The organism is Nocardioides sp. NPDC000445, assembly GCF_040300245.1.
GTDB lineage: Bacteria > Actinomycetota > Actinomycetes > Propionibacteriales > Nocardioidaceae > Nocardioides.
The window spans coordinates 290,695-312,118 of sequence record NZ_JBEPDH010000005.1; the positions used below are offsets into that span (position 1 = coordinate 290,695).

The 21,424-nt window shown below is 69.7% G+C and carries 23 protein-coding genes and 1 riboswitch; of the genes, 12 read left to right on the top strand and 11 right to left on the bottom strand.

Annotation, left to right across the window (positions count from 1 at the left end):
• Position 1: 1 nt before the first annotated feature.
• From ABT304_RS09230 to ABT304_RS09240, 3 genes are read right to left on the bottom strand one after another with little or no spacing between them, the layout of a single operon-like run.
• Positions 2-868 carry an ABC transporter permease gene (locus tag ABT304_RS09230; RefSeq protein WP_350714641.1) on the bottom strand — a complete coding sequence of 289 codons (867 nt, stop codon included), beginning with the start codon at positions 866-868 and terminating at the stop codon, positions 2-4.
• The gene (locus ABT304_RS09235; protein WP_350714642.1) at positions 865-1,809 is read right to left on the bottom strand and encodes an ABC transporter ATP-binding protein; all 945 of its coding nucleotides are present in this window, start codon (positions 1,807-1,809) and stop codon (positions 865-867) included. The genes ABT304_RS09230 and ABT304_RS09235 overlap by 4 nt, the downstream gene beginning before the upstream one ends.
• Positions 1,810-1,866: 57 nt before the next feature.
• Positions 1,867-3,555 (bottom strand): fumarate hydratase, encoded by a 1,689-nt coding sequence (locus ABT304_RS09240; protein WP_350714643.1) that lies wholly within the window; start codon positions 3,553-3,555, stop codon positions 1,867-1,869.
• A 100-nt stretch (positions 3,556-3,655) separates the two neighbouring features.
• Here ABT304_RS09240 and ABT304_RS09245 point away from each other — a divergent pair, with 100 nt between their 5' ends.
• The 8 genes from ABT304_RS09245 (at position 3,656) to thiC (ending at position 10,129) form a co-directional block, all read left to right on the top strand.
• On the top strand, positions 3,656-4,246 hold the full coding sequence (locus ABT304_RS09245) for a carboxymuconolactone decarboxylase family protein (protein ID WP_350714645.1): 591 nt from the start codon (positions 3,656-3,658) through the stop codon (positions 4,244-4,246).
• A 44-nt stretch (positions 4,247-4,290) separates the two neighbouring features.
• Positions 4,291-4,400, top strand: a riboswitch (TPP riboswitch).
• Positions 4,394-5,005, top strand: a complete 612-nt coding sequence (gene thiE / locus ABT304_RS09250; RefSeq protein WP_350714647.1) for a thiamine phosphate synthase — start codon at positions 4,394-4,396, stop codon at positions 5,003-5,005. (Overlaps the previous riboswitch by 7 nt.)
• Positions 5,005-6,108 carry an FAD-dependent oxidoreductase gene (locus tag ABT304_RS09255; RefSeq protein ID WP_350714649.1) on the top strand — a complete coding sequence of 368 codons (1,104 nt, stop codon included), beginning with the start codon at positions 5,005-5,007 and terminating at the stop codon, positions 6,106-6,108. The genes thiE and ABT304_RS09255 overlap by 1 nt, the downstream gene beginning before the upstream one ends.
• Complete coding sequence (thiS, locus tag ABT304_RS09260) at positions 6,105-6,305, top strand: sulfur carrier protein ThiS (RefSeq protein WP_160024886.1); 201 nt, start codon at positions 6,105-6,107, stop codon at positions 6,303-6,305. Before ABT304_RS09255 ends, thiS begins: the two co-directional genes overlap by 4 nt.
• Positions 6,302-7,081: a thiazole synthase gene (locus ABT304_RS09265; RefSeq protein WP_350714650.1), complete on the top strand. Its 780-nt coding sequence runs from the start codon at positions 6,302-6,304 to the stop codon at positions 7,079-7,081. The genes thiS and ABT304_RS09265 overlap by 4 nt, the downstream gene beginning before the upstream one ends.
• The gene (locus tag ABT304_RS09270) at positions 7,078-7,668 is read left to right on the top strand and encodes a thiamine phosphate synthase (RefSeq protein WP_350714652.1); all 591 of its coding nucleotides are present in this window, start codon (positions 7,078-7,080) and stop codon (positions 7,666-7,668) included. Before ABT304_RS09265 ends, ABT304_RS09270 begins: the two co-directional genes overlap by 4 nt.
• Entirely contained in the window at positions 7,665-8,444 is a 780-nt protein-coding gene (thiD, locus tag ABT304_RS09275; protein WP_350714654.1) for a bifunctional hydroxymethylpyrimidine kinase/phosphomethylpyrimidine kinase, read from the top strand. The genes ABT304_RS09270 and thiD overlap by 4 nt, the downstream gene beginning before the upstream one ends.
• The gene (gene thiC / locus ABT304_RS09280; RefSeq protein ID WP_350714655.1) at positions 8,441-10,129 is read left to right on the top strand and encodes a phosphomethylpyrimidine synthase ThiC; all 1,689 of its coding nucleotides are present in this window, start codon (positions 8,441-8,443) and stop codon (positions 10,127-10,129) included. Before thiD ends, thiC begins: the two co-directional genes overlap by 4 nt.
• Before the next feature lie 8 nt (positions 10,130-10,137).
• Here thiC and ABT304_RS09285 read toward each other — a convergent pair whose 3' ends face one another.
• Positions 10,138-11,037 carry an NAD(P)-dependent oxidoreductase gene (locus ABT304_RS09285; protein ID WP_350714683.1) on the bottom strand — a complete coding sequence of 300 codons (900 nt, stop codon included), beginning with the start codon at positions 11,035-11,037 and terminating at the stop codon, positions 10,138-10,140.
• A 127-nt stretch (positions 11,038-11,164) separates the two neighbouring features.
• Here ABT304_RS09285 and ABT304_RS09290 point away from each other — a divergent pair, with 127 nt between their 5' ends.
• From ABT304_RS09290 to ABT304_RS09305, 4 genes are all read left to right on the top strand, one after another.
• The gene (locus ABT304_RS09290; protein ID WP_350714657.1) at positions 11,165-11,824 is read left to right on the top strand and encodes a DUF1707 SHOCT-like domain-containing protein; all 660 of its coding nucleotides are present in this window, start codon (positions 11,165-11,167) and stop codon (positions 11,822-11,824) included.
• A 56-nt stretch (positions 11,825-11,880) separates the two neighbouring features.
• Complete coding sequence (locus ABT304_RS09295) at positions 11,881-12,561, top strand: DUF1707 SHOCT-like domain-containing protein (protein WP_350714659.1); 681 nt, start codon at positions 11,881-11,883, stop codon at positions 12,559-12,561.
• A gap of 120 nt (positions 12,562-12,681) precedes the next feature.
• Positions 12,682-14,403 (top strand): sulfatase-like hydrolase/transferase, encoded by a 1,722-nt coding sequence (locus ABT304_RS09300; RefSeq protein WP_350714660.1) that lies wholly within the window; start codon positions 12,682-12,684, stop codon positions 14,401-14,403.
• A gap of 103 nt (positions 14,404-14,506) precedes the next feature.
• Entirely contained in the window at positions 14,507-15,580 is a 1,074-nt protein-coding gene (locus tag ABT304_RS09305) for an ABC transporter ATP-binding protein (RefSeq protein WP_160024877.1), read from the top strand.
• A 16-nt stretch (positions 15,581-15,596) separates the two neighbouring features.
• Here ABT304_RS09305 and ABT304_RS09310 read toward each other — a convergent pair whose 3' ends face one another.
• From ABT304_RS09310 to ABT304_RS09340, 7 genes are all read right to left on the bottom strand, one after another.
• Positions 15,597-16,574 carry a cytochrome c oxidase assembly protein gene (locus tag ABT304_RS09310; protein ID WP_350714661.1) on the bottom strand — a complete coding sequence of 326 codons (978 nt, stop codon included), beginning with the start codon at positions 16,572-16,574 and terminating at the stop codon, positions 15,597-15,599.
• Positions 16,575-16,607: 33 nt separating this feature from the next.
• Positions 16,608-17,273, bottom strand: coding sequence for a TetR/AcrR family transcriptional regulator (locus ABT304_RS09315; RefSeq protein WP_350714663.1), 666 nt, complete (start codon positions 17,271-17,273; stop codon positions 16,608-16,610).
• Between the two features lie 3 nt (positions 17,274-17,276).
• A complete protein-coding gene (locus tag ABT304_RS09320; RefSeq protein ID WP_350714664.1) occupies positions 17,277-18,197 on the bottom strand; it encodes an alpha/beta fold hydrolase in 921 nt (306 codons plus the stop codon).
• 20 nt (positions 18,198-18,217) lie between these two features.
• Complete coding sequence (locus ABT304_RS09325; RefSeq protein WP_350714666.1) at positions 18,218-18,652, bottom strand: hypothetical protein; 435 nt, start codon at positions 18,650-18,652, stop codon at positions 18,218-18,220.
• A 65-nt stretch (positions 18,653-18,717) separates the two neighbouring features.
• Positions 18,718-20,508: an alpha/beta hydrolase gene (locus tag ABT304_RS09330; protein ID WP_350714668.1), complete on the bottom strand. Its 1,791-nt coding sequence runs from the start codon at positions 20,506-20,508 to the stop codon at positions 18,718-18,720.
• Positions 20,505-20,810, bottom strand: a complete 306-nt coding sequence (locus tag ABT304_RS09335) for a hypothetical protein (protein WP_350714670.1) — start codon at positions 20,808-20,810, stop codon at positions 20,505-20,507. The genes ABT304_RS09330 and ABT304_RS09335 overlap by 4 nt, the downstream gene beginning before the upstream one ends.
• Complete coding sequence (locus ABT304_RS09340; RefSeq protein ID WP_350714671.1) at positions 20,807-21,274, bottom strand: hypothetical protein; 468 nt, start codon at positions 21,272-21,274, stop codon at positions 20,807-20,809. Before ABT304_RS09340 ends, ABT304_RS09335 begins: the two co-directional genes overlap by 4 nt.
• Positions 21,275-21,424 lie beyond the last annotated feature (150 nt).

Consider the following 21,424-nt stretch of genomic DNA (forward strand, 5'->3'; position numbering starts at 1 on the left):
GTCAGTAGCCCCTGGACATGACCTTGTCGCGCGCCGCCGCGATCGCGGAGCCGGTCTGGCGGCGAGCCATCCGGCGGAGCACGATCGGTGCCAGCACGAGTCCGATGACGGCCCAGACGCCGAGGACGGCGAACATCTCGACCGTACGCCAGGAGTCTCCGATCTCCGCGGCCTCCGCCCCGGCAGGCATCATCGCGGACCGCGTGCCGAGCCCGAGCCAGTAGAAGGGGAAGATCTGCCCGACCCACTGCAGCCAGGTGGGCATCGCGGTGATCGGGTAGAAGATGCCGGAGATCGCGATCAACAGCATCGAGGCCAGCATGATCAGCATCGACTGGGCGCTCGACTTGAAGATCGAGCCGAGCGCCGACCCGATCGGAACGGTCGCGACCATGCCGACGACGAAGATGACCGGGAGCAGCAGCGCCGTGCGGCCGTCGATCCGGAGGTCGCCGATCACCGTCATCGCGGGAATCGCGAGCAGCACCAGGCTGGCCAGCGTGGTCAGCCCGAAGAACCAGATCTTGCCGATCAGATAGCCGAGCATCCCGTCGGGCGTCGCTTTGGCCCGCAGCAGCGTGCCGTCCTCACGGTCGGTGGCGATCTGCATCGCCGGGCCCGCGAGGCCGCCGAAGGCGATCGACATCCCGATCAGGCTCGGCAGCACCATCGCACCCAGGGCGAGGTCGGTGCCGGGCACGGTGTTGCCGCGCATGAAAAGCAGCGTCACCGTGAAGCTGACCGGGAACAGGAGCATCCAGAAGATGTCCCCGACGTCGGTCAGCGAGTACTTGGTCTCCAGCCAGCCGCGGTGCAGCCCGGCGCGTACGGCGACGCCGCGCGTGCCTGTGGTCCCGGTGGTGATCATGAGAGCGCCTCCAGCTTCTCGTGGTCATCGGCCCGGCCGCTCTCGACCCGCTGGACGAGCGCGAGGTAGGTGTCCTCGAGATTGGCCCGTTTCACCTCGAGCTCGGTCACGTCGGGCTCGGTCGCGAGCAGGCGGCGTACGAACTCGGTCGGGTCGCGGTCCTCGACCGCGTGCACGTGCCGGTCGCCTCCGGCGGTCCAGCGGACCTCCGCCTTGGTCGCGAGGTCGAGGGCCAGCTTGTCGGGACTGCCGTCGGCGATGATCGTGCCGCGGTCGAGCACGAGGATCCGGTCGGCGAGCTTCTCCGCCTCGGCCAGGTCGTGGGTGGTCAGCAGCACGGTCGTGTTCTCGAAGTCGGAGAGCCGGTGCACAAGTTCGTGGAACTCTCGTCGCGCGTGCGGGTCGAAGCCGGCCGTCGGCTCGTCGAGGAACACCAGCTCGGGACGGCCGACGATGCCGATCGCGACGTCGACCCGGCGGCGCTGGCCGCCGGAGAGCCGCATCACCCTCTGGTCTGCGTGGGCGGTGAGGCCGACGACGGCGAGCAGTTCGTCGACGTCCCACGGGCGAGGGACCTCAGCGGTGGCGTACGGCGCGTAGAACCGCGCGTGGTAGTCGAGCAGGTCGCGCACCCGCCAGCGGCTGTGGTCCCGCCATGACTGGAGCACCACGCCGACCCGCGCACGCCACCGCTCGTCGCCCCGTGCCGGGTCGGAGCCCAGCACCGAGACGTCGCCCGAGGCCGGCATCCGGAATCCTTCGAGGACCTCGATGGTCGTGGTCTTGCCGGCGCCGTTGGGGCCGAGCAGGGCGACGACCTCGCCGCGACGGGCGGAGAAGGTCACGCCCTTGAGCACCTCGTTGCTGCCGTAGCGCACCCGCAGGTCGCGTACGTCGAGCGCGAGGTCGGTGAGCGCTGTTGTGCTCTCGCTATCGTGCATAGCAGGAATACTACGACCGATAGACGAAGTGCGACAGCGAATTGGGTGGGCGCCCGCTCAGCGCTCCTTGGAGCGCACCCGGATCCCGGTCAGCGGCACCGTGGTGGTGCCGGAGGGGTCGGTGAAGAAGTCGTTGCCCTCGCCGTCGACGACGATGAAGGCCGGGAAGTTCTCGACCTCGATCTTCCAGACCGCCTCCATGCCGAGCTCGGGGTACTCGAGCACCTCGACCGACTTGATGCAGTCCTGAGCCAGCCGCGCGGCGGGACCGCCGATGGAGCCGAGGTAGAAGCCGCCGTAGGTCCCGCAGGCCTCGGCGACGACCTTGGAGCGGTTGCCCTTGGCCAGCATGACCATCGAGCCGCCGGCAGCCTGGAACTGCTCGACATAGGAGTCCATCCGGCCGGCGGTGGTCGGCCCGAAGGATCCGCTCGCCATGCCCTCGGGCGTCTTGGCGGGCCCGGCGTAGTAGACCGGGTGGTTCTTCAGGTAGTCCGGCATCTCCTCGCCGGCGTCGAGGCGCTCCTTGATCTTGGCGTGCGCGATGTCGCGGGCCACGACCATCGGGCCGGACAGCGACAGGCGGGTCTTGACCGGGTGCTGCGACAGCGTCGCCAGGATCTCCGACATCGGCTGGTTCAGGTCGATGTCCACGACCTCGCCGGCCGAGATCTCCTCGGCCATGCCGGCGTCGGGCATGTACTGCGCCGGGTCGGTCTCGAGCTGCTCGAGGAACACGCCGTCGCGGGTGATCTTGCCCAGCGCCTGGCGGTCGGCGGAGCAGGAGACCGCGATCGCCACGGGGCAGGAGGCGCCGTGGCGGGGGAGCCGGACGACGCGTACGTCATGGCAGAAGTACTTGCCACCGAACTGGGCGCCGATCCCGAAGGACTGGGTGAGCTCGAAGACCTTCTCCTCCAGGTCGGTGTCACGGAAGCCGTGGGCGCTCATCGAGCCCTCGGTCGGGAGGTTGTCGAGGTAGTGGGCACTCGCGTACTTCGCGGTCTTGAGCGCGAACTCCGCCGACGTTCCGCCGATCACGACGGCGAGGTGGTACGGCGGGCAGGCGGCGGTGCCGAGCGAGCGGATCTTCTCGTCGAGGAAGGTCAGGATCCGGTCGGGGTTGAGGATCGCCTTGGTCTCCTGGAACAGGAACGACTTGTTGGCCGAGCCGCCGCCCTTGGCCATGAAGAGGAACTTGTACTCCGGGCCGTTCTCGCCCTCGGTGGTCGAGTAGATCTCGACCTGCGCCGGCAGGTTGGATCCGGTGTTCTTCTCCTCGTACGTGGTCAGCGGCGCGAGCTGGGAGTAGCGCAGGTTGAGCTTGGTGTAGGCGTCGAAGACACCGCGGCTGACGGTCTCGGCGTCGTCGGCGCCGGTCAGCACACCCTCGGACTTCTTGCCCATCACGATCGCGGTGCCGGTGTCCTGGCACATCGGCAGGATGCCGCCGGCGGAGATGTTGACGTTCTTGAGCAGGTCGAGCGCGACGAAGCGGTCGTTCCCGGAGGCCTCGGGGTCGTCGATGATCTTCCGCAGCTGCTTGAGGTGGGCCGGGCGGAGGTACTGGTTGATGTCCTTCATCGCCTCGGCGGTCAGCCGGCGGATCGCCTCGGGGTCGACCTTGAGGAACTTGCGCCCGTCGACCTCGATCTCTTCCACCCCCTCTGACGTGATCAACCGATAAGGAGTCTCGTCATGAGAAGTCGGGAGGAGGTCGGAGTACCGGAACTCAACGTCAGCCACGGAAGTGAATCGTACGCCGCCGGGGATGTCACAGATCGCGCGCGTCCGCCGTCTAGATGTCGAGCGCCCCGGAGAGCGGGGCCGAGAACCAGGAGGAGAAATGACTGCCACCCGCATCGCGCCCGCGGAGATCACCGGCTTCAAGGGGATGCTGATCAAGCGGTTCGCCAAGAAGATGCTCGGTCAGGTGCCGTCCTCGGTCGGCGTCTACTGGCACAACCAGGAGGTGCTGATGGGCATGTCCGGCCTCGGCTCCAAGGTGAAGAAGTGGGACGCCTGCGACGAGCAGCTGAAGTCCTTCGCCCACATGGCCGTCGCCTCGGCCGTGGGGTGCAGCTGGTGCCTGGACTACAACTACTTCGAGGCGCACAACCGCGGTCTCGACATGGACAAGGCCCGGGAGGTGCCGCGCTGGCGTGAGTCCGATGTCTTCACGCCGCTGGAGCGGGACGTGATGGCGTACGCCGAGGCGATGAGCGAGGCGGAGCCGACCGTCACCGACGAGATGGTGTCGGGCCTGGTCGCGCAGCTCGGCGAGGCGGCGGTGATCGAGCTGACCGCGGTCATCGGGTTCGCCAACTTCTCGACCCGCACCAACATCGCCCTGGGTATCGAGTCCGACGGCTTCGCGGAGGCCTGTGAGCTCAAGCCGCTCGCACAGCGCGGAGGTCAGCCGTCCACGATCGGGTGAACCCCTTGCGTCGGGTGCCCACGATTCCGTTACAGTGATCGAGACCCAACCCACACGGGAGTCCGCGGCAGCGGGCTGAGAGGGAGCTGGAGCCGCTCCGACCGTAGTACCTGATCCGGATCATGCCGGCGAAGGAAGTGACCTGACGTGTTGCCTGCTCTCCCGCGGCTCTTCTGCCTCGTGTCCACGACCGACGACCTGACGCTCCTGCCTGCGCTCGCCGCAGCAGGAGTCGACGGCTTCCAGGTACGCGACAAGGGCGCGACCACACGGGAGCTGGTGGTTCTCACCGCGTCCGTCATCGAGCTCGTCGCGGCGTACGAGGCGCGCGTCGTCGTCGACGACCGGCTCGATGTCGCGCTCGCCGCCGGTGCTGACGGCGTCCATCTCGGCGCGTCCGATCTGCCGTTGGCCGACGCCCGGCGGATCGCCGACGCGGTCGCTCCGGGGCTGATCATCGGCGCGACCTGCCGGGACCGGGCCGCGGTCGAGGCGGCTGCCGCCGCGGGCGCGGACTACGCCGGGTTCGGGCCGGTCTTCGCCACCACCTCCAAGGCCGGGCTCCCCGACCCGCTCGGCGTCTCCGCCGTCACCGATGCCGCCGGCGTGCTGCCGCTGATCGCGATCGGCGGGATCTCGGCGGCGTCTGCCGGCCCCGTGCGCGCCGCCGGAGCCCACGGAGTCGCCGTGATCGGCGGACTCTGGCGACAACCCGACCCACTTCAGGCCGCGAAGGAGCTCGTGGAAGCCGTCGGCTGATGCGGGTACGGATCCTCGGTGCCGGGATCGTCGGGCTGTCCGTGGCCGACGAGCTGATCAGGCGCGGGCACGACGTCACCGTGGTCGATCCCGCACCGGGCTCGGGGGCGTCGTACGCCGCGGCCGGCATGCTCAGCCCGGCCGGTGAGGCCTGGTACGGCGAGGAGTCGTTGACCCGCCTGTGCCTGTCGTCGCTGGCACTCTGGCCCGGGTTCGCCGCCAGGCTCGGGGTGCCCGTGCACACCCGCGGGACGCTGCTGGTCGGCCTCGACGCCGGGGACGTCCAGCAGGTCGAGCGGCAGCTCTCGGTGCTCGACCTCGCCGGGGTCTCCTACGAGCGACTCCTACGCCGCGAGCTGCTGGCCCGTGAGCCCGGACTCGGCCGCGTCGCCGGTGGGGCCTTCCTCGCCGAGGACCACTCGGTCGACCCGCGTGCGGTCGTCTGCGCGCTGCTCGAACGGGTCGGGGACCGTGTTGGTTTCGACACGCCTCCGCCTAGCGGCTCCGGCGGCTCAACCGACGAATCCGCTGGTCGAGCCGCGAGCGCCAGCGAGCGTGTCGAGCGTTGTATCGAGCTTGTCGAGATGACCAACACGGTCACCGTCATCGCGACCGGCGCGCAGCTTCCCGATCCGTACTCCTCCCTGATCCGCCCGATGCGCGGAGACGTCGTGCGGGTGCGGACGCAGGAGCCGGTGGAGCGGACGGTGCGGGCCTGGGCGCACGGCGAGCAGATCTACGTGGTGCCGCGCATCGACAGCGACGAGGTGGTCATCGGGGCCACCACCGAGGAGCGCGACGGTCCGCTGCTGCCGACCGTCGAAGGCGTGTGGCGGCTGCTCGACTCCGCCCGCCGGGTGGTGCCGGCGCTGGACCGCGCGAGCGTCGTGGAGGCGACCTCTCGCGACCGCCCGGGCACCGCCGACAACCTCCCGCTGGTCGGCCCGACCCACGAGCCGGGAGTCGTGCTCGCCGCGGGCGCCTACCGCAACGGTGTCCTGCTGGCTCCGCTCATCGCACAGCTGGTGGCCGACCACATCGAGACAGGGTCAGTGGAGCCCGCGGTCGATCCGCGTCGGTTCCGGATGAAGGAGGACGGATGAAGATCACCGTGAACAGCGAGCCGATGGAGGTCAGCGGCACCGTTGCCGACCTGCTCGAGGCACGTACCGGCGACCGGCGGCCGAGCGGCATCGCCGTCGCCGTGGACGAGGAGATCGTGCCGCGCGACGACTGGGCGCGATGGCCGCTCCAGGACGGACATGTCGTCGAGATCGTGACGGCGGTGCAGGGCGGATGAGCGGCATCCCCGAGAACGGGCTCAAGATCGCTGGGCGTGAGCTCTCCTCACGCCTCTTCCTCGGCACCGGCGGCCTGCCCAACCTGGCCCTGCTCCCCGACGTCATCGCCGCCGCCGAGCCGGGGCTCGTGACCGTCTCGATGCGGCGTACGTCCTCGACGGCCTCCGGCGGACTGCTGGAGACGTTGCGCGCGGCGGAGGTTCCGATCCTGCCCAACACCGCGGGCTGCCTCTCGGCACGCGAGGCGGTGCTGACCGCCGAGCTCGCCCGCGAGGCGCTGGAGACGGACTGGGTCAAGCTGGAGGTGATCGGCGACGAGACCTCGCTGATGCCCGATGCCGTCGAGCTCGTCGAGGCCGCCGAGCAGCTGGTGCGCAAGGGCTTCACGGTCCTTCCGTACGCCACCGACGACCCCGTTCTCGCCCGCCGGCTCGAGGACGTGGGCTGCGCGGCGGTGATGCCGCTCGGCTCGCCGATCGGGTCGGGGCTCGGGCTGCTGAACCCGTACGCGATCGAGGCGGTCGTCGCCGCGGTGTCCGTGCCCGTCGTGCTCGACGCCGGGGTCGGGACGGCCTCGGACGCGGCCCTGGCGATGGAGCTCGGCTGCTCAGCGGTCCTCGCCGCCACCGCGGTGACCCGCGCCGACGACCCGGTCGGCATGGCTCGCGCGCTGCGCCTGGCGGTCGAGGCCGGGCACACCGCCCGCGCCGCCGGCCGGATCCCGCGGCAGGCGGTCGCCCGGGCGTCGTCTCCGATGGAGGGCCGGATCGCATGACCGTGTTGCCGCGACTGCTCGTCCTCACCGACCGCTCCCAGCTGCCGCTCGGCCGCAGCCTGTTCGCGACGATGGCAGCGTGCGCCGAGGCGGGCCTGACCCACGTCGTGCTCCGGGAGCTCGACGAGCCGCTGGAGCATCGGGCCAAGCTGGCCGAGCTGCTCGCCGGACTCGGCCTGAACGTCATCGCCGCCCACACCCCGCTCCCTGCCGCGGAGGGCCTGCACCTGCCCGCCTCCGCGAGCTGTAGTCGGTGTCACAGCGTGTTACACCGCGGCCGGAGCTGCCACAGCATCACCGATGTCGCCACCGCCGCTGCGGAGGGGTTCGACTACGCGATGCTGAGCCCGTACGCGCTGACCGAGTCCAAGCCCGGCTACGGGCCGCCGCTGGGGCCGGCCGCGTTCGGCGGCCTGCCCCTGCCGACGTACGCGCTGGGCGGGATCACCCCGGACAACGCCGCGGCGGCGGTGGCGGCCGGGGCCCACGGGGTGGCCGTGATGGGCGCGGTGATGCGCGCGGAGGAGCCGGCCGAGGTCGTACGCGACCTGCTGGCGGCCCTCGGCACGACGGCGGTGGCGTCATGAACCCACCGGTCGCGCTCACCATCGCGGGCACCGACTCCGGGGGAGCGGCGGGTACGGCCGCCGACCTGGCCACCTTCGCCGCGCTCGGGGTCCATGGAGCCTGCGTGATCACCGCCGTCACCGCCCAGGACACGACCGGGGTCAGCGACATCCACGCCATCCCGGTCGCCACCGTCGAGGCCCAGCTCCGCGCCGTCTTCGACGACCTTCCCGTCGCGGCGGTCAAGACCGGCATGCTCGGCAGCGCCGAGGCGGTCGCGCTCGTCGCGCGGCTCTGCGCCGGCCGGCCGCTCGTCGTCGACCCCGTCCTGGTGGCCACCTCCGGCGCGGTGCTCGGCGGTGAGGACGTACGTCGCGCCTACCTCGACCACCTGCTCCCCGTCGCCACCGTCGTCACCCCCAACCTCGACGAGGCCCGGGCCCTGGCCGGTCACGACGGATCGCCCGAGGAGATCGCCGCGGAGCTGGCAAGCGTGAGGTCGGCGGTGATCGTCACCGGCGGCGACCCGGAAGCCACCGGCACATGCACCGACTGGCTCGCAGAGCCGGGGAGACCCCCTGTCCCGCTCACCCATCCCGCCGTCCCGACGAAGAACGACCACGGCACCGGCTGCACCTACAGCTCGGCCCTGGCCGCCCACCTCGCCCACGGCGCCCCGCTGCGCGAAGCGGCGGAGCAGGCCGCCGCGTACGTCACCCGACAGCTCACCACAAGCCAGCACTGGACCCTCGGCCGTGGCCGAGGACCGATCGCTCACACCAAGGAGATCGCATGACCGTCCACCCCGCCCACACCCGCCTCGAGATCGGCGACCTGAAGGTCCCGGTGACCCGGGTCGCGCTCACCAACGGCGAGACCTTCGACCGCTACTGCACCGAGGGCCCCGGCTCGCAGCCGGAGCAGGGTCTCCCGCCGCGTCGCGACGAGTGGATCCTCGAACGAGGCGACACCGAGACCTACGAGGGCCGGCGGACCGAGCTGGTGGACAACGGCAGAGCAGCCGTACGTCGCGGCGAGGCCCGCCAGGAGTGGCAGGGCGAGCGCCGCCAGCCGCGCAGGGGCGAGAACGTCACCCAGATGCACTACGCAAGAAAGGGCATCATCACCAAGGAGATGGCCTACGTCGCGGTGCGCGAGAGCTGCGACCCCGAGCTGGTCCGCGAGGAGGTGGCGGCGGGCCGGGCGATCATCCCGAACAACGTCAACCACCCCGAGTCCGAGCCGATGATCATCGGGAAGCGCTTCCTGGTGAAGATCAACGCCAACATCGGCAACTCCGCGGTCACCAGCAGCATCGCGGAGGAGGTCGACAAGCTCACCCACGCGATCACCTGGGGAGCGGACACGGTGATGGACCTGAGCACCGGCGACGACATCCACACCACCCGCGAGTGGATCCTGCGCAACTCACCCGTCCCGATCGGCACCGTGCCGATCTACCAGGCCCTGGAGAAGGTCAACGGCGAGGCGGACAAGCTGACGTGGGAGGTGTTCCGGGACACCGTCATCGAGCAGGCAGAGCAGGGTGTCGACTACATGACGATCCACGCCGGCGTACTCCTGCGCTACGTGCCGCTCACCGCCAACCGCGTCACCGGCATCGTGTCCCGAGGCGGCTCGATCATGGCCGGCTGGTGTCTCGCGCACCACCAGGAGAGCTTCCTCTACACCCACTTCGACGAGCTCTGCGAGATCTTCAAGCAGTACGACGTCGCCTTCTCGCTCGGCGACGGGCTCCGCCCGGGCTCCACCGCCGACGCCAACGACGAGGCCCAGCTCAGCGAGCTGCGGACGCTGGCCGAGCTCACCGAGAGGGCCTGGGAGCACGACGTACAGGTCATGGTCGAGGGCCCCGGGCACGTCCCGCTCAACCTCGTGGAGGAGAACGTACGACTCCAGCAGGAGTGGTGCCACGGCGCGCCGTTCTACACGCTGGGGCCGCTCGCCACCGACATCGCGCCCGGCTACGACCACATCACGAGCGCCATCGGCGCGGCCACGATCGCGATGCACGGCACCGCGATGCTCTGCTACGTCACCCCCAAGGAGCACCTCGGCCTGCCGGACCGGGACGACGTGAAGACGGGCGTGATCACCTACAAGCTCGCCGCCCACGCCGCCGACATCGCCAAGGGCCACCCCGGCGCCCGCGACCACGACGACGCGCTCTCCAGGGCTCGCTTCGAGTTCCGCTGGCGTGACCAGTTCGCCCTCTCGCTGGACCCCGTCACCGCGGAGAGCTTCCACGACGAGACCCTGCCGGCCGAGAACGCCAAGACCGCCCACTTCTGCTCCATGTGCGGCCCGAAGTTCTGCTCGATGAAGATCAGCCAGGACGTACGCGACCGCTTCGGCGGCGAGAACGGCGCGTCCCCCGAGGAGATCGAGGCCGGGATGCTGGAGAAGTCGAAGGAGTTCGCGGCCGCAGGGAGCCGGGTCTACCTCCCGCTCGCCGACTGATCCGCCGGCTACGAGTCCGACCGCAGGCTCTCGTAGACCCTCGCGAGTCCCTCCGAGCCGTGCCCTGCAGCGATCTGTTCGCTGATCAGTGCCTGGACGGCAGCGATGGGGGAGGGGTCGACCCCCTCCTCCTCGCTGGCTCGCACGATGTGCGAGAGGTCGGAGAACTCCAGGCTCTGCTGGCCAGGGACGGAGTAGTCGCCGCCGTCGATGACCGTCGCGTAGCCGGCGAGCTCCTCGGTCATGGCGGCGAGGAACGGAGCCTGCCGGGCGGCGAAGTCCGCCGCGCTCATCCCCATGGTGGCGGCCATCGCGGCTCCGTGGAAGAAGCCGGTGAACATCTGGTACATCCCCGACAGCATCGCCAGGTCCACCAGCGACGCCCGGCCGGCGTCCTCGCCGTGGAACTCGCTCGTGGCCCAGATCTCGAGCGTCGGCAGCAGGGCGTCGTACGCGGCCCGTGAGCCGCTGTAGAAGATCTGGCCCGTGCGGGACCCGATCATGGCGGGCACGGCCATGATGGCGCCGTCGAGGTAGCCGACGCCGTGCTCGGCCGCCCAGGAGGCGAGCGCACGGGCCTCGTTGGGCGTCGTGGTCGTGACGTTGACGAGGGTGCGGCCGCGCAGCTCGCCGGCGGCCAGGCCGAGGTTCTCCTCGACGGAGGAGTGATCGAGCAGGCAGGCGATGACCACGGGGCTCGCCAGCACCGCCGCCGGGACCGAGTCCGCGGCACCGGCGCCGCGGGCCACCAGCTCCTTGGCCCGGCCCGGCGTACGGTTCCAGACGGTCACGGAACGACCGGCGTCGAGCAGCGCGGTGGCCAGCGCGCTGCCCATCGCGCCGAGGCCGAGCACGCTGACGTCGGTCGAGGGGATCGAGTTTCCATTGGTTTCTGACACGTCATCCATGCTGGTGGAGATCGCCCGGCCGCGGGAGTACCCACTATTTACTGGGGTACGCACCAATCGGTCAGTGGTCAGCATCAGGGTTGAACCTGAGAGACGGGCGACACGTACGCCGATAGCATTCAGGACCATGGGACTCCCTGAACCGCACCCCGGCCAGCCCCGCCGAGCCGACCTGCGTGTCAGCGATGCCGACCGCCACGCCGTGGCCGACATCCTGCGCGAGGCTGCCGGCGAGGGCCGCCTGGACATCGACGAGCTGGAGGAGCGGCTCGAGGAGACCTACAAGGCCAAGACGTACGCCGACCTGGAGCCGATCACGCAGGACCTGCCGGTCGCGGGGCAGGCGCCGGTCTCACCGCCATCGGCCGCGGTGCCGGTCGTCTACGGCGAGGGCGCGGCGAGCGACAGCGCCAGCGCGTTCCTGAGCAACGTCGAGCGCAAGGGTGTGTGGGTGGTTCCCCAGCAGTTCTCGGTCAACGCGGTGCTGGGTGACGCCAACATCGACCTGCGCGAGGCGCACTATTCGGCTCGGGAGGTGGTCATCAACGCGACCTCCGTCCTGGGCAGCGTGAAGGTCACCGTCCCGCCGAACGTGCACGTGATCGTCGAGGGCAACGGCGTCCTCGGCGACTTCAAGGAGCCCTCGGAGAAGGTGCCCGAGGCGCTCACCGCGGACTCCCCGGTGGTGCGGGTGCGGGGCCTCGCCGTGCTCGGCGACGTGACCGTCAAGCGCCGGGGCCCGCGCGGCCCGAGGCGCACGCTGAAGCAGCATCTCGGCCTGGAGTGAAGGGTGTGGGGGGATTGTTGAGGCACAGTCTCGAAGCCCCCACTAGCATTCGCCCCATGGGAACGACCCCCGAGCCATTCCGCGGCCAGAATCCTGATCCGAACCTCCGGATCAGCGATGCCGACCGCCACAAGGTGGCTGACATCCTGCGCGAAGCCGCGGGCGAGGGCCGCCTGGAGATCGATGAGCTCGACGACCGCCTCGAGGCGACCTTCAAGGCCAAGACGTATGCCGACCTGATCCCGATCACGGTCGACCTGCCGGCCGCGGGCACCCCGGCGCCGCCGGTTCCGGTGTCCAAGCCCGCCACCACGAGCAGCCCCGCCGTCTTCGCAGCCAATCCGATCGAGAGCCAGCTCTACGTCGCGATCATGAGCGGTGTCGACCGTCGCGGAGTCTGGACGGTGCCGGCGACCGGCAACGTGATCGCCCTGATGGGCGGCGCCGAGCTCGACATGCGTCAGGCGCAGTTCTCCGCGCAGGAGACCGTGATCTACGCGAACGCGATCATGGGTGGGGTCAACATCACCGTCGGCCCCGATGTCCAGGTCGTGATGCAGGGAGTCGGAATCATGGGCGGCTACGTCGGTCCGCGCGGGATCGAGCCGACCGGCGGTCCGGTGCTGCGGGTGAAGGGCCTGGCGCTGATGGGTGGCGTCACGGTCATCCGCAAGCCGCTGAAGGAAGCGAAGGGCTCGCGGCAGCTGAAGATGCCGCCGCCGCACGAGCTGCACTGAGCAACACCATCTCGGGGATGGTCCGCTCCGCGGACCGATTTTGTCGTGCCTGGAAATCAGGCACTAATCTCACCTGAACAAGATATTGTGTAGTTACATAATAGACAAAGGAGTCTCGGGATGAAGCCGAAGTGGAGCGCACTGCTGGGCGCCGCACTCCTGGCCGTCGTGGCCCTGATCGCCGGACTCCTGGTCCTCGGCCCGAAGACGGTGGCCGCCGGCTCTGCTGCCGCCGACCCGTCGGCCGCGCCGGTCGAGGACGCCGCGGAGCTGGCCGCGACGACCGACGAGCGCCCCAACATGGTCCTGATCCTGATGGACGACTTCTCCCTGGAGCTGCTCCGCACGATGCCGGAGGCGACCAGGATGGCGGCCGAGGGGGCGACGTACCAGAACTCCTTCGTCATCGACTCGCTCTGCTGCCCCTCGCGCGCGGCGCTGCTGACCGGGCAGACCCCGCACCACACCAAGGTCCTCACCAACACCCAGAACGACCCGGAGCACCCGGTCGGCGGCTGGTCGGCGTTCCAGCGCTACGGCAACGTCGAGAAGCAGTTCAGCATCGGGCTCCAGGAGGCCGGCTACACGACCGGTTTCGTGGGGAAGTACATCAACGCCTACGAGGCCACCGTCGGCTCCGACGGCAAGCGCGTCCCGCCGCCGAAGGTGCCCGGCTGGGACTCCTGGAACGCACTTCTCGGCGGCGCCTACGGCGGCTGGGGCTACCAGAGCACCTTCCTCGACGACGACGGCGCGGTGCAGCTCCGCAACCACCCGAGGCCGCCGACCTCGGCCGGCCCGGCCGTCAAGGACGCCGGGTACGCCGGCAACGTCACCCGTGACTATGCCCTCGACTTCATCGAGAAGCATCGCGACGACGAGAATCCCTACTTCCTCGAGATCGCGGCGTACGGCCCCCACTCCCGCCTGGGCCACCACTACCCGGGCCTGGACACCTGGTTCCCGCCCGCATTCGCCGACCAGGCGCCGGCCGGCGACCCGACCGGCGGCAACTGCGGCCGAGTCGCGTGCGCCGACCTGACCCTGACGGACCTGGTCGGCTACGGCGACGACCGCTGGGACAACGCGCCGACCTACCTCGGCCGCGGAGGACGTACGTCGCAGGCTCCCGCCTGGCGCACCAACAAGGTCTCGCTGAGCGACGAGACCGCGCTGAGCCAGTACCGCGACCGCGCCCGGATGGTGCAGTCGATCGACCGGATGATCACCCAGGTGCGGAAGGCCGCCGGGGATGACACCTACATCGTGCTGACCTCCGACAACGGCTTCCACCTGGGACAGCACCAGCTCAACGGCGGCAAGGGCGCCCCGTACGACTCCGACACCCGCGTGCCCATGGTCGTCGTCGGCCCGGACGTGGTGCCGGGCAAGCGCAGCCAGTTCGTCAACAACATCGACCTCGCGCCGACGTTCCTCGACATCGCCGGCGCTCCGACCCCGTCGTACGTCTCCGGGACCTCGTTCGCGGAAACCCTGAGCCGGCCGCGGCTGCCGGGTGGGCGGTACGCCTTCTTCGAGCACACCTACGCCAAGTCGCATCCCGGCGAGGTCGACCTCGACAGCGGCTCGGGCGGCACCATCGACATCATCCCGTCCTACATCGGGGTGCGCGGCTCGCAGGGCCTGCTGGTCCGGTTCGACCTGGACAAGTCCTGGAAGGGCACCGACTACGCCTACGAGCTCTACCGCTACGACCGGCCGTGGGAAGACCGCAACGTCTTCGCCGAGGATCACGCGAAGCCGTACGCCCGTGACCTGATGCGCCGGCTGAACGCCTACGAGGGTTGCGCACCAGCTGTGTGCCGGGCTTTGACGCGCTGATAACCGATGTGGGCTATGGTGTCTCCGCCGAGGAAATGTGTCCTCGGTCACTTCACAACGGATCGTCCGGCACGTACCTGCCGGTGAAGGAGACAACGGAATCATGGCAACAGTTACGTTCGAGAAGGCGCAGCGTTGGTACGCCGGCGCCGCCGAGCCCGCGGTCAAGGGCATCGACCTCGAGATCAAGGACGGCGAGTTCATGGTGCTCGTCGGCCCGTCCGGATGCGGTAAGACCACCACCCTGCGCATGCTCGCCGGGCTGGAGGAGGTCAACTCGGGTGCCATCAGGATCGGCGACCGTGAGGTCACCAACGTGGCCCCCAAGGACCGCGACATCGCGATGGTCTTCCAGAACTACGCGCTCTACCCGCACATGAGCGTCGCCGAGAACATGGCGTTCTCGCTGAAGATGGCCAAGGTGCCGAAGGCCGAGCGTGACAAGCTCGTCGCCGAGGCCGCCAAGACCTTGGGCCTGACCGACTACCTCGACCGCAAGCCGAAGGCGCTCTCCGGTGGTCAGCGCCAGCGCGTCGCCATGGGCCGTGCGATCGTCCGCCAGCCGCAGGTCTTCTGCATGGACGAGCCGCTGTCCAACCTCGACGCCAAGATGCGCGTGCAGACCCGCACCGACATCGCCAAGCTCCAGGCCGACCTCGGCATCACCACCGTCTACGTCACCCACGACCAGGTCGAGGCCATGACGATGGGCGACCGCGTCGCGGTGATGAGCAACGGTGAGCTGCAGCAGGTCGACACCCCGCTCAACCTCTACCGCAAGCCGGTCAACCTCTTCGTCGCCGGCTTCATCGGCTCGCCGCAGATGAACCTCATCAAGGCCACCGCTGCCGACGGCGGCGGCGCGAAGATCGGGGAGTACGTCGTCCCCGTCGGCACCACCGACATGCCCACGCAGATCACCGTCGGCGTGCGTCCGGAGAGCTTCCGGGTCATCGGCGAGGGCCAGGGCGGGCTGCCGGTCCAGGTGACCGTCGTCGAGGAGCTCGGCTCCGACTCCTACGTCTACGGCACCAGCGACGTCGAGGGTGTCCCGTCGACCCTGATCGTCCGGGTCTCCTCCAAGGACCACGTCAGCAAGGGCGACACGATCTACGTCACCACCGACCCCGAGGACGTCCACGTCTTCGACACCGAGTCGGGCCTGCGCGTCAACTGAGCGCCGACCGACGCACTCAGTGCTGCTGGTTCATCCGAGCCAGCATCGCGTTGTAGGCATCGAGGGCCTCGTCGCTGTCGGGATCCACGGATCCCGGCTCGGCGGGGCCCTCAGTCGTGCCCCGGGCACTCTCCTCGGCGAGCCGGCTGCTGCGTACGCCATCGAGGAAGCGGCCGGTCATCTTGACCCGGCGCTCGGGTGAGGAGACGACGGCGATCACCAGGCCGATGGCGAGCAGCATCATGCCGCCGTCGCCGCCGGCCCACATCAGGCCGCCGGCGGTCTGGATGTCCTTGACCGCGTCGAGCGCCCACTCGGGCCGGGCGCCGGAGTAGACCGGGTAGAGGTCGCGCTCGGTCTGCAGCATCACGATCCCCACGATCGTGTCGGGCACCATCCCGACGACGAGGAGCGCGATCCGGCCCAGGTACGGCAGGTCGGTGCGTACCTTCTCCTCGCCGATCGCGCCGGTGAGGAAGAGGAAGCCGGCGACGACGTAGAGCACCTGCTCGCCGACCATCAGCGAGGTGCTCTGTGCCATCGAGTCCATGAACCCGGACAGGTGGGTGCCGATGATGACCACCGAGTAGAGCAGCGTGCCGGTGACCGGGTGGATCAGGATGGTGACCGGGAGCGAGCGCATCGCCCGCTCGGCCCGCGGGCCGGTCTCGGCGATGACGGTGAGCGGATGACCGAGCACCAGGAGCGTGGGCACGACCATGATCAGCGTCAGGTGGAGCACCATGTGCATCCAGGCCAGGGCCATCGCGTAGCCGTTGATGGCCGAGGCGACCACGACGTACATCAGGCCGAGGCCGGTCAGGAACGACGCCACCCGCCAGCCCTTGACCGTCGAGGCCGCTCCGGCGGCGTTGCGGAGCGTGAGATAGCCCGCCGCGAGGATGACCACGGCGAGCAGCCAGCCGGGCTGGAGACTCCAGGTGGTGAAGAACTCGGACCAACCGAGCGGGGGCAGGGAGCCGTGGTCGTGCATGGTCTCACGGTATCTCCGGGGCCAGGCCGAAGGTTAGTTCGGGCGGCTGCCGGGTTCGATCAGCGGCACCAGGAACAGCCGGGCGAGCGCGCGTAGCTGCGCCTCGTCGTCGATGTCGACGACCTCGCTCGGGGTGACCAGGAACGAGGTCGAGGTGCGGACCATCAGCTCGGCGACGAGGTCGACCTCGATCTCGGCGGGTACGTTGCCGGCCCGCTGCTCGCGACGCAGCTGGCCGGCGACGAAGCGCGCGATCGTGGCCACGGTGCGGCCTCCGTCGCCGACGATGGAGTGCACCAGGGAGTCGGTCTCGACGGTGAGCAGGCCTCCGATCAGCGGGTTGCCCCGGATCGCCCGCATCGCGCTGGCGAAGCCGATCTCCACGCGCTCGGCGGCGTCGGCGGCATCGGCGATGTCGAGCACGAACTGGTCGAAGTAGCGGCGGAACTCGCGGCGTACGACCTGCTCGACCAGGGCGTCCTTGTTGGCGAAGCGCCGGTAGACGGTGATCCGGGCGACCCCGGCGCGGTTCGCGACCTCCTCCATGGTGGTCCGCCTGATCCCGATCTGGCGGAACTGCTCCGCGGCGGCGTCGAGGAGCTTCGCGGTCACCGCCTCGTCCTCGATCGGCTCGGCGACGTCCGTGAGCGCCCTGGCGAGCAGCGAGCCCGACTCGCCCTCGGGGACCGAGGCGCGCATCTGCTAGGCGGAGACGGTGCGGTCGGCGGCTCGGTCGGCCGTGCGGCGTACGACCCTGATGAAGGCCGGCCACAGTGCTCGGGGCAGGTCGTGACCCATGCCCTTGAACAGGGTGATCTCCGAGCCGGGGACGGCCGCGGCGGTCGCCCGGCCGCCGGAGACGTGGACCATCTTGTCGGTCAGGCCGTGGATGACGCTGAACGGGACCCGGATGCGACCGAGGTCCTCGGTGCGGTCGGGCTGGGTGAGCACGGCGAGCATCTGTCGGGCGACGGCAGGCCCGCTGACGCCGCGGTTCCAGGTGTCGATCGCGCGGCGGCGTACCTCGTCCTCGGGCTCGGGGAAGCCGGGGGAGCCGATCTGGATGCCGCCCTTGATCTGGCGCTCGATGTAGCCCTCCAGACCGGGCTTCTTGATGACCAGCGCGGGCAGCAGGGTCGGGTGCTGGAAGCCGACACCGCGACGGCCGGTGGTCGACATCATCGAGCAGACCGAGCGCACCCGGTCGGGGTGGCGGATGGCGAGGGTCTGGGCGATCATCCCGCCCATCGACACACCCCACACGTGCGCGGAGTCGATGCCGAGATGGGTCAGCAGCGCGGCCGCGTCGTCGGCGAGGTCGTCCATGGCGTACGGCGCCCGCGTCGGCAGCCCCGCGAACGCACGCGCCAGCCGCGCGAGCGTGATCCGCTCGTCGGAGGGGTGCGGCGAGGAGTGGCCGATGTCGCGGTTGTCGTAGCGGACCACGTAGAACCCGGCCTGGGCGAGCTGCTCGCACAGCTCGGTGTTCCACCAGGTCATCGGGCCGCCGAGCCCCATGATCAGCAGCAGCGGATCAGCGCCGGGGCTTCCGAACGTGTCGTACGCCAGCTCGACCCCTCCGGGGAGGAAGGCGGTGGACTCGGTCGGCTCGGCGGCGGTCATGCGCCGATTTTACCGGGTCGTCAACTGAGGTCGACCGGTTCGCCGACGACGTAGCCCTTCCAGTCCCGGATCTGGTCGTGGTCGATCTCGACCGGCGCCCCTTCGACGAACATGCCGACCTTTCCCGGGCCCTTCGGGTAGGTCTGGAAGATGGCCGTCAGATCGCCGTGCGAGAGCCGCAGCGCGTTCCCGGTGATGGTCGGGTCGTACTCCGAGAGGTCGTCGCTCAATGCAGTCAGCGGGTCTTCCTGCTCGGTGACGAAGTCGGCCTGGACGTCGTACCTGTAGGAGGTGAACTGGTCCGAGAGTCCGGACCGGTCAACGCCGTCGTAGCCTTCCGTCGCGTTCTCGGGAGACGCGTCCAGCGTCGTCGCGGCGACCGATGACAGATCGCGAGCCCAGGTGAGTACGTCGTCGCGCTGCTGCTCCAGCTGCGTGTAGGTGCTGTCGCTCACGTCGCCACATCCTCCGGTTATCAGGATCATCAGCGCCGCCACCATGACGGCCCGGGTACGCCCCCTCATCGGCCGTCCGTGTTCGGGCTGGTCGGCGTGCGGTCGCTCTCCGGATCGACCGGGTCGCGGTACCACGGGTCGTACACCTGCCCGGCGCGCACCACCTCGTCGTACTGACCGTTGACGATGTGGGCCATGTTGGCGAGTGACTCCGAGTCGTGGTCGTAGTACTTGACGTGGTCGTCGATGTTGGGGATGGACCCCCTGCTGGTGCTCTCGGCCTGAAAGCGTACGGCACCGAAGTCGTCCTCAGCCGGGTTGTGGCCGAGGCCGGCGCCGGCCATCTGGGCGACGACGCCACCGAGCGGGCCGGTGAGCACACCCGCGCCCACGGCTGCCGGGCTGACCCAGCCTGTCTGCCCCAGCCGGCCGACGAGGTCCTCGCTGTTCGTGCCGACGAAGACGTGTCCAGATCCGATGCCCAGGTCGTCGGCGGAGTCGGCGTCGTCGCCGGCGCCGGGACTGCCCAGCAGGATGACGTCGTCGACCTCGGGGTCGTCGTCGGTCATCGCGTGCGCGACGGTCGTCGAGCCGTAGCTGTGCCCGATCGCGGTCAGATGGAAGTCGTCGGTGCGCATGGCATTGAGGCCGTCGAGGGTGTCGGCGAGACGTTCTCCGCCGGCGGTCGCCATGCCCTCGCCTGCGACACCGCCCGAGTCGGCGCCGCTGGGCGCGTCGTAGCCGATCCAGAACATCGTCGCCGTGCTGGAACCTCCTTCGAACGAGGCCGCCTGCTGGAGGTTGATGGCGTTCTGAGCGTTTCCGTCGGCGGACTCCATGTCGGTGGTCAGGCCGGGAACGTTGACCGAGACGTTCTCGGCCGTGTCCAGGTCGCCGACGGCCATCGCGACGGCGCCGTCACCGTCGAACGCCATCGGATCGTAGATGTAGATCTGCGCGTCGTAGTTCTCACCGGTGGCCGGATCGACGCTGCGGTCGATCTTCCGCCGTGCCTCGTCGGCGGCGCGGGCGTTGTCGTAGCGGGTCTGCTCGTCGTCGGTGCGCTGGTCCTCGGGGATGGCGCCGAGCTCGGCGAGGTCGCGGTCGAGCGAGATCGTGTTCGCCGCGCTGCGGTCGGCAGCCGGGATGCCGTCGGTGTTGCCCACGATCTCGGGGTACGCGGTGGTCATGCCTGCTCGTTGCTCGTCGGTGAGCCCGTCCCACCACGCCTTGACCGCCTCGGGGTCCTTTCCGGACGGCATCGAGCCCCTGGCGGTGTCGGCCGGATCGGCCACTCCGGCGTACTTCTGGTCGATCTGCCGCTCGGTCATCGCATCGCGGAGCGCAGCCGCGACCTTCTCCTCGCTGGCCTCGAGGTCCTCGGTCCACCTCACCAGGTCGGACTCGTACGTCTCGACCTGGGCGGTGCAGCGGTCGCAGTCCGACTGGAGGGTCCGGAGCTCGGCCTCGTCGGTCGGCAGCGGGTTCGCGCGGGCGGTGAGCGCGTCGATCTGACGGGTCAGGCGCTCCCGCTCTCCCCTCAGATCCCGATGACGTCTCGTGAGATCGACCAGCTCGTCCCCATGGGCCAGGACGGCGTTGGCCGCGGCGCGCAACGCCAGCGAGCAGGCATCGGCGTGCGTGCCGATGGGGTTGAGTGCCTGGGCGTACGCGGCGGCCGCCCGGCCGTCGAGGAGGCCGGAGTCCCTCGCCTTTCCGCCGACGAAGGAGCCGTGGTCGTCGAAGATCGACGACGAGGTGCGGAGGGTGGACCCCATCTCCAGCACCTTCTGACCGTCCGCGGTGAACTCGGGCGTCTCGCTCGGCCTCGGGGGCAGGGAGACGGTGATGGTCACCGGATCTCCCTGATGCTGCTCAGCACCAAGGATGCGTTGATATCCGTCTTCGCGTCGGTCTCGAGGATGCCGATCGCAGCGCTCCTCAGCCCGTCGGCCTGGGACTCGGCGGAGCGGGCGGACTTCGTCGCGATCGCCTGCCAGGCCTCGATGAACTGTCCGACCAGGTTCGCCACGGTCGGCGTGAAGCCACCTGCGCCGACACCGTTGATCTGCTTCGCCGCAGCGGTGAGATGGAGATTCTCCGTATCCCATGCGGCAGCCGTGGACTGGACCTTGGCGGGTTCGACGTGCAGCGTCATACCAGCGCCTCCCGCACGGTCGGCGTGGGGCGGAGGACCCGGCCGGTCACGGTCACCACGAGCCGGTCATGACGCCCGGACCAGGTGCCGACGATCTGGACGTCCGCTCGGGAAGCGGTCCAACGGTGGAACGCCTTCACCGCGACGCTGGAGTGCCACCTCGCGTCTCGGAACGCCTGATCGAGGCCGGCCAGGATCGCGTCGCCGTCGGCTGTTCGAGCCTCGAGCTGGGCCCAGCGGCGTACGTTCTCGCTGTTGTACGGCTCCCACCTCGGCCCGTCCGAGGTCGGCTCCGGCAGGCGTGCGGCGATGGCTGCGACCGTGGCGTCGACCACCTGCGCCGACCGGCTCAGCTCATCGGCCGTCGCCTCGGGTAAGGGCTCGGGAGGGTCTGCCGGAGGCAGGATGACGATGTCGACGTCTGGACGGCGCTCGCGCAGCGCGGCGAAGAATGGGTCCGTCACAACGATGCCTCCCCGAGTGATCTACACCTGAGACGCTCATCAATGCTCGTGTCGAACCACAAGATAGCAACAAAATGGCACCACGGGCGGTCGCTCCGGGGACAAGAAGGACAACGAGAAGCGCGGCAAGGACCAGGAGGTCCTTGCCGC

Bases quoted from the DNA above. Each gene is read 5' to 3' on its own strand.
- ABT304_RS09270 (WP_350714652.1), top strand. From the start codon at position 7,078: ATGACCGTGTTGCCGCGACTGCTCGTCCTCACCGACCGCTCCCAGCTG.
- ABT304_RS09230 (WP_350714641.1), bottom strand. From the start codon at position 868: ATGATCACCACCGGGACCACAGGCACGCGCGGCGTCGCCGTACGCGCC.
- thiD (WP_350714654.1), top strand. From the start codon at position 7,665: ATGAACCCACCGGTCGCGCTCACCATCGCGGGCACCGACTCCGGGGGA.
- ABT304_RS09265 (WP_350714650.1), top strand. From the start codon at position 6,302: ATGAGCGGCATCCCCGAGAACGGGCTCAAGATCGCTGGGCGTGAGCTC.
- ABT304_RS09315 (WP_350714663.1), bottom strand. From the start codon at position 17,273: ATGCGCGCCTCGGTCCCCGAGGGCGAGTCGGGCTCGCTGCTCGCCAGG.
- thiC (WP_350714655.1), top strand. From the start codon at position 8,441: ATGACCGTCCACCCCGCCCACACCCGCCTCGAGATCGGCGACCTGAAG.
- ABT304_RS09335 (WP_350714670.1), bottom strand. From the start codon at position 20,810: ATGACGCTGCACGTCGAACCCGCCAAGGTCCAGTCCACGGCTGCCGCA.
- ABT304_RS09305 (WP_160024877.1), top strand. From the start codon at position 14,507: ATGGCAACAGTTACGTTCGAGAAGGCGCAGCGTTGGTACGCCGGCGCC.
- ABT304_RS09235 (WP_350714642.1), bottom strand. From the start codon at position 1,809: ATGCACGATAGCGAGAGCACAACAGCGCTCACCGACCTCGCGCTCGAC.
- ABT304_RS09245 (WP_350714645.1), top strand. From the start codon at position 3,656: ATGACTGCCACCCGCATCGCGCCCGCGGAGATCACCGGCTTCAAGGGG.
- ABT304_RS09310 (WP_350714661.1), bottom strand. From the start codon at position 16,574: ATGCACGACCACGGCTCCCTGCCCCCGCTCGGTTGGTCCGAGTTCTTC.
- ABT304_RS09320 (WP_350714664.1), bottom strand. From the start codon at position 18,197: ATGACCGCCGCCGAGCCGACCGAGTCCACCGCCTTCCTCCCCGGAGGG.
- ABT304_RS09295 (WP_350714659.1), top strand. From the start codon at position 11,881: ATGGGAACGACCCCCGAGCCATTCCGCGGCCAGAATCCTGATCCGAAC.
- ABT304_RS09255 (WP_350714649.1), top strand. From the start codon at position 5,005: ATGCGGGTACGGATCCTCGGTGCCGGGATCGTCGGGCTGTCCGTGGCC.
- ABT304_RS09290 (WP_350714657.1), top strand. From the start codon at position 11,165: ATGGGACTCCCTGAACCGCACCCCGGCCAGCCCCGCCGAGCCGACCTG.
- ABT304_RS09300 (WP_350714660.1), top strand. From the start codon at position 12,682: ATGAAGCCGAAGTGGAGCGCACTGCTGGGCGCCGCACTCCTGGCCGTC.
- thiS (WP_160024886.1), top strand. From the start codon at position 6,105: ATGAAGATCACCGTGAACAGCGAGCCGATGGAGGTCAGCGGCACCGTT.
- ABT304_RS09285 (WP_350714683.1), bottom strand. From the start codon at position 11,037: ATGGATGACGTGTCAGAAACCAATGGAAACTCGATCCCCTCGACCGAC.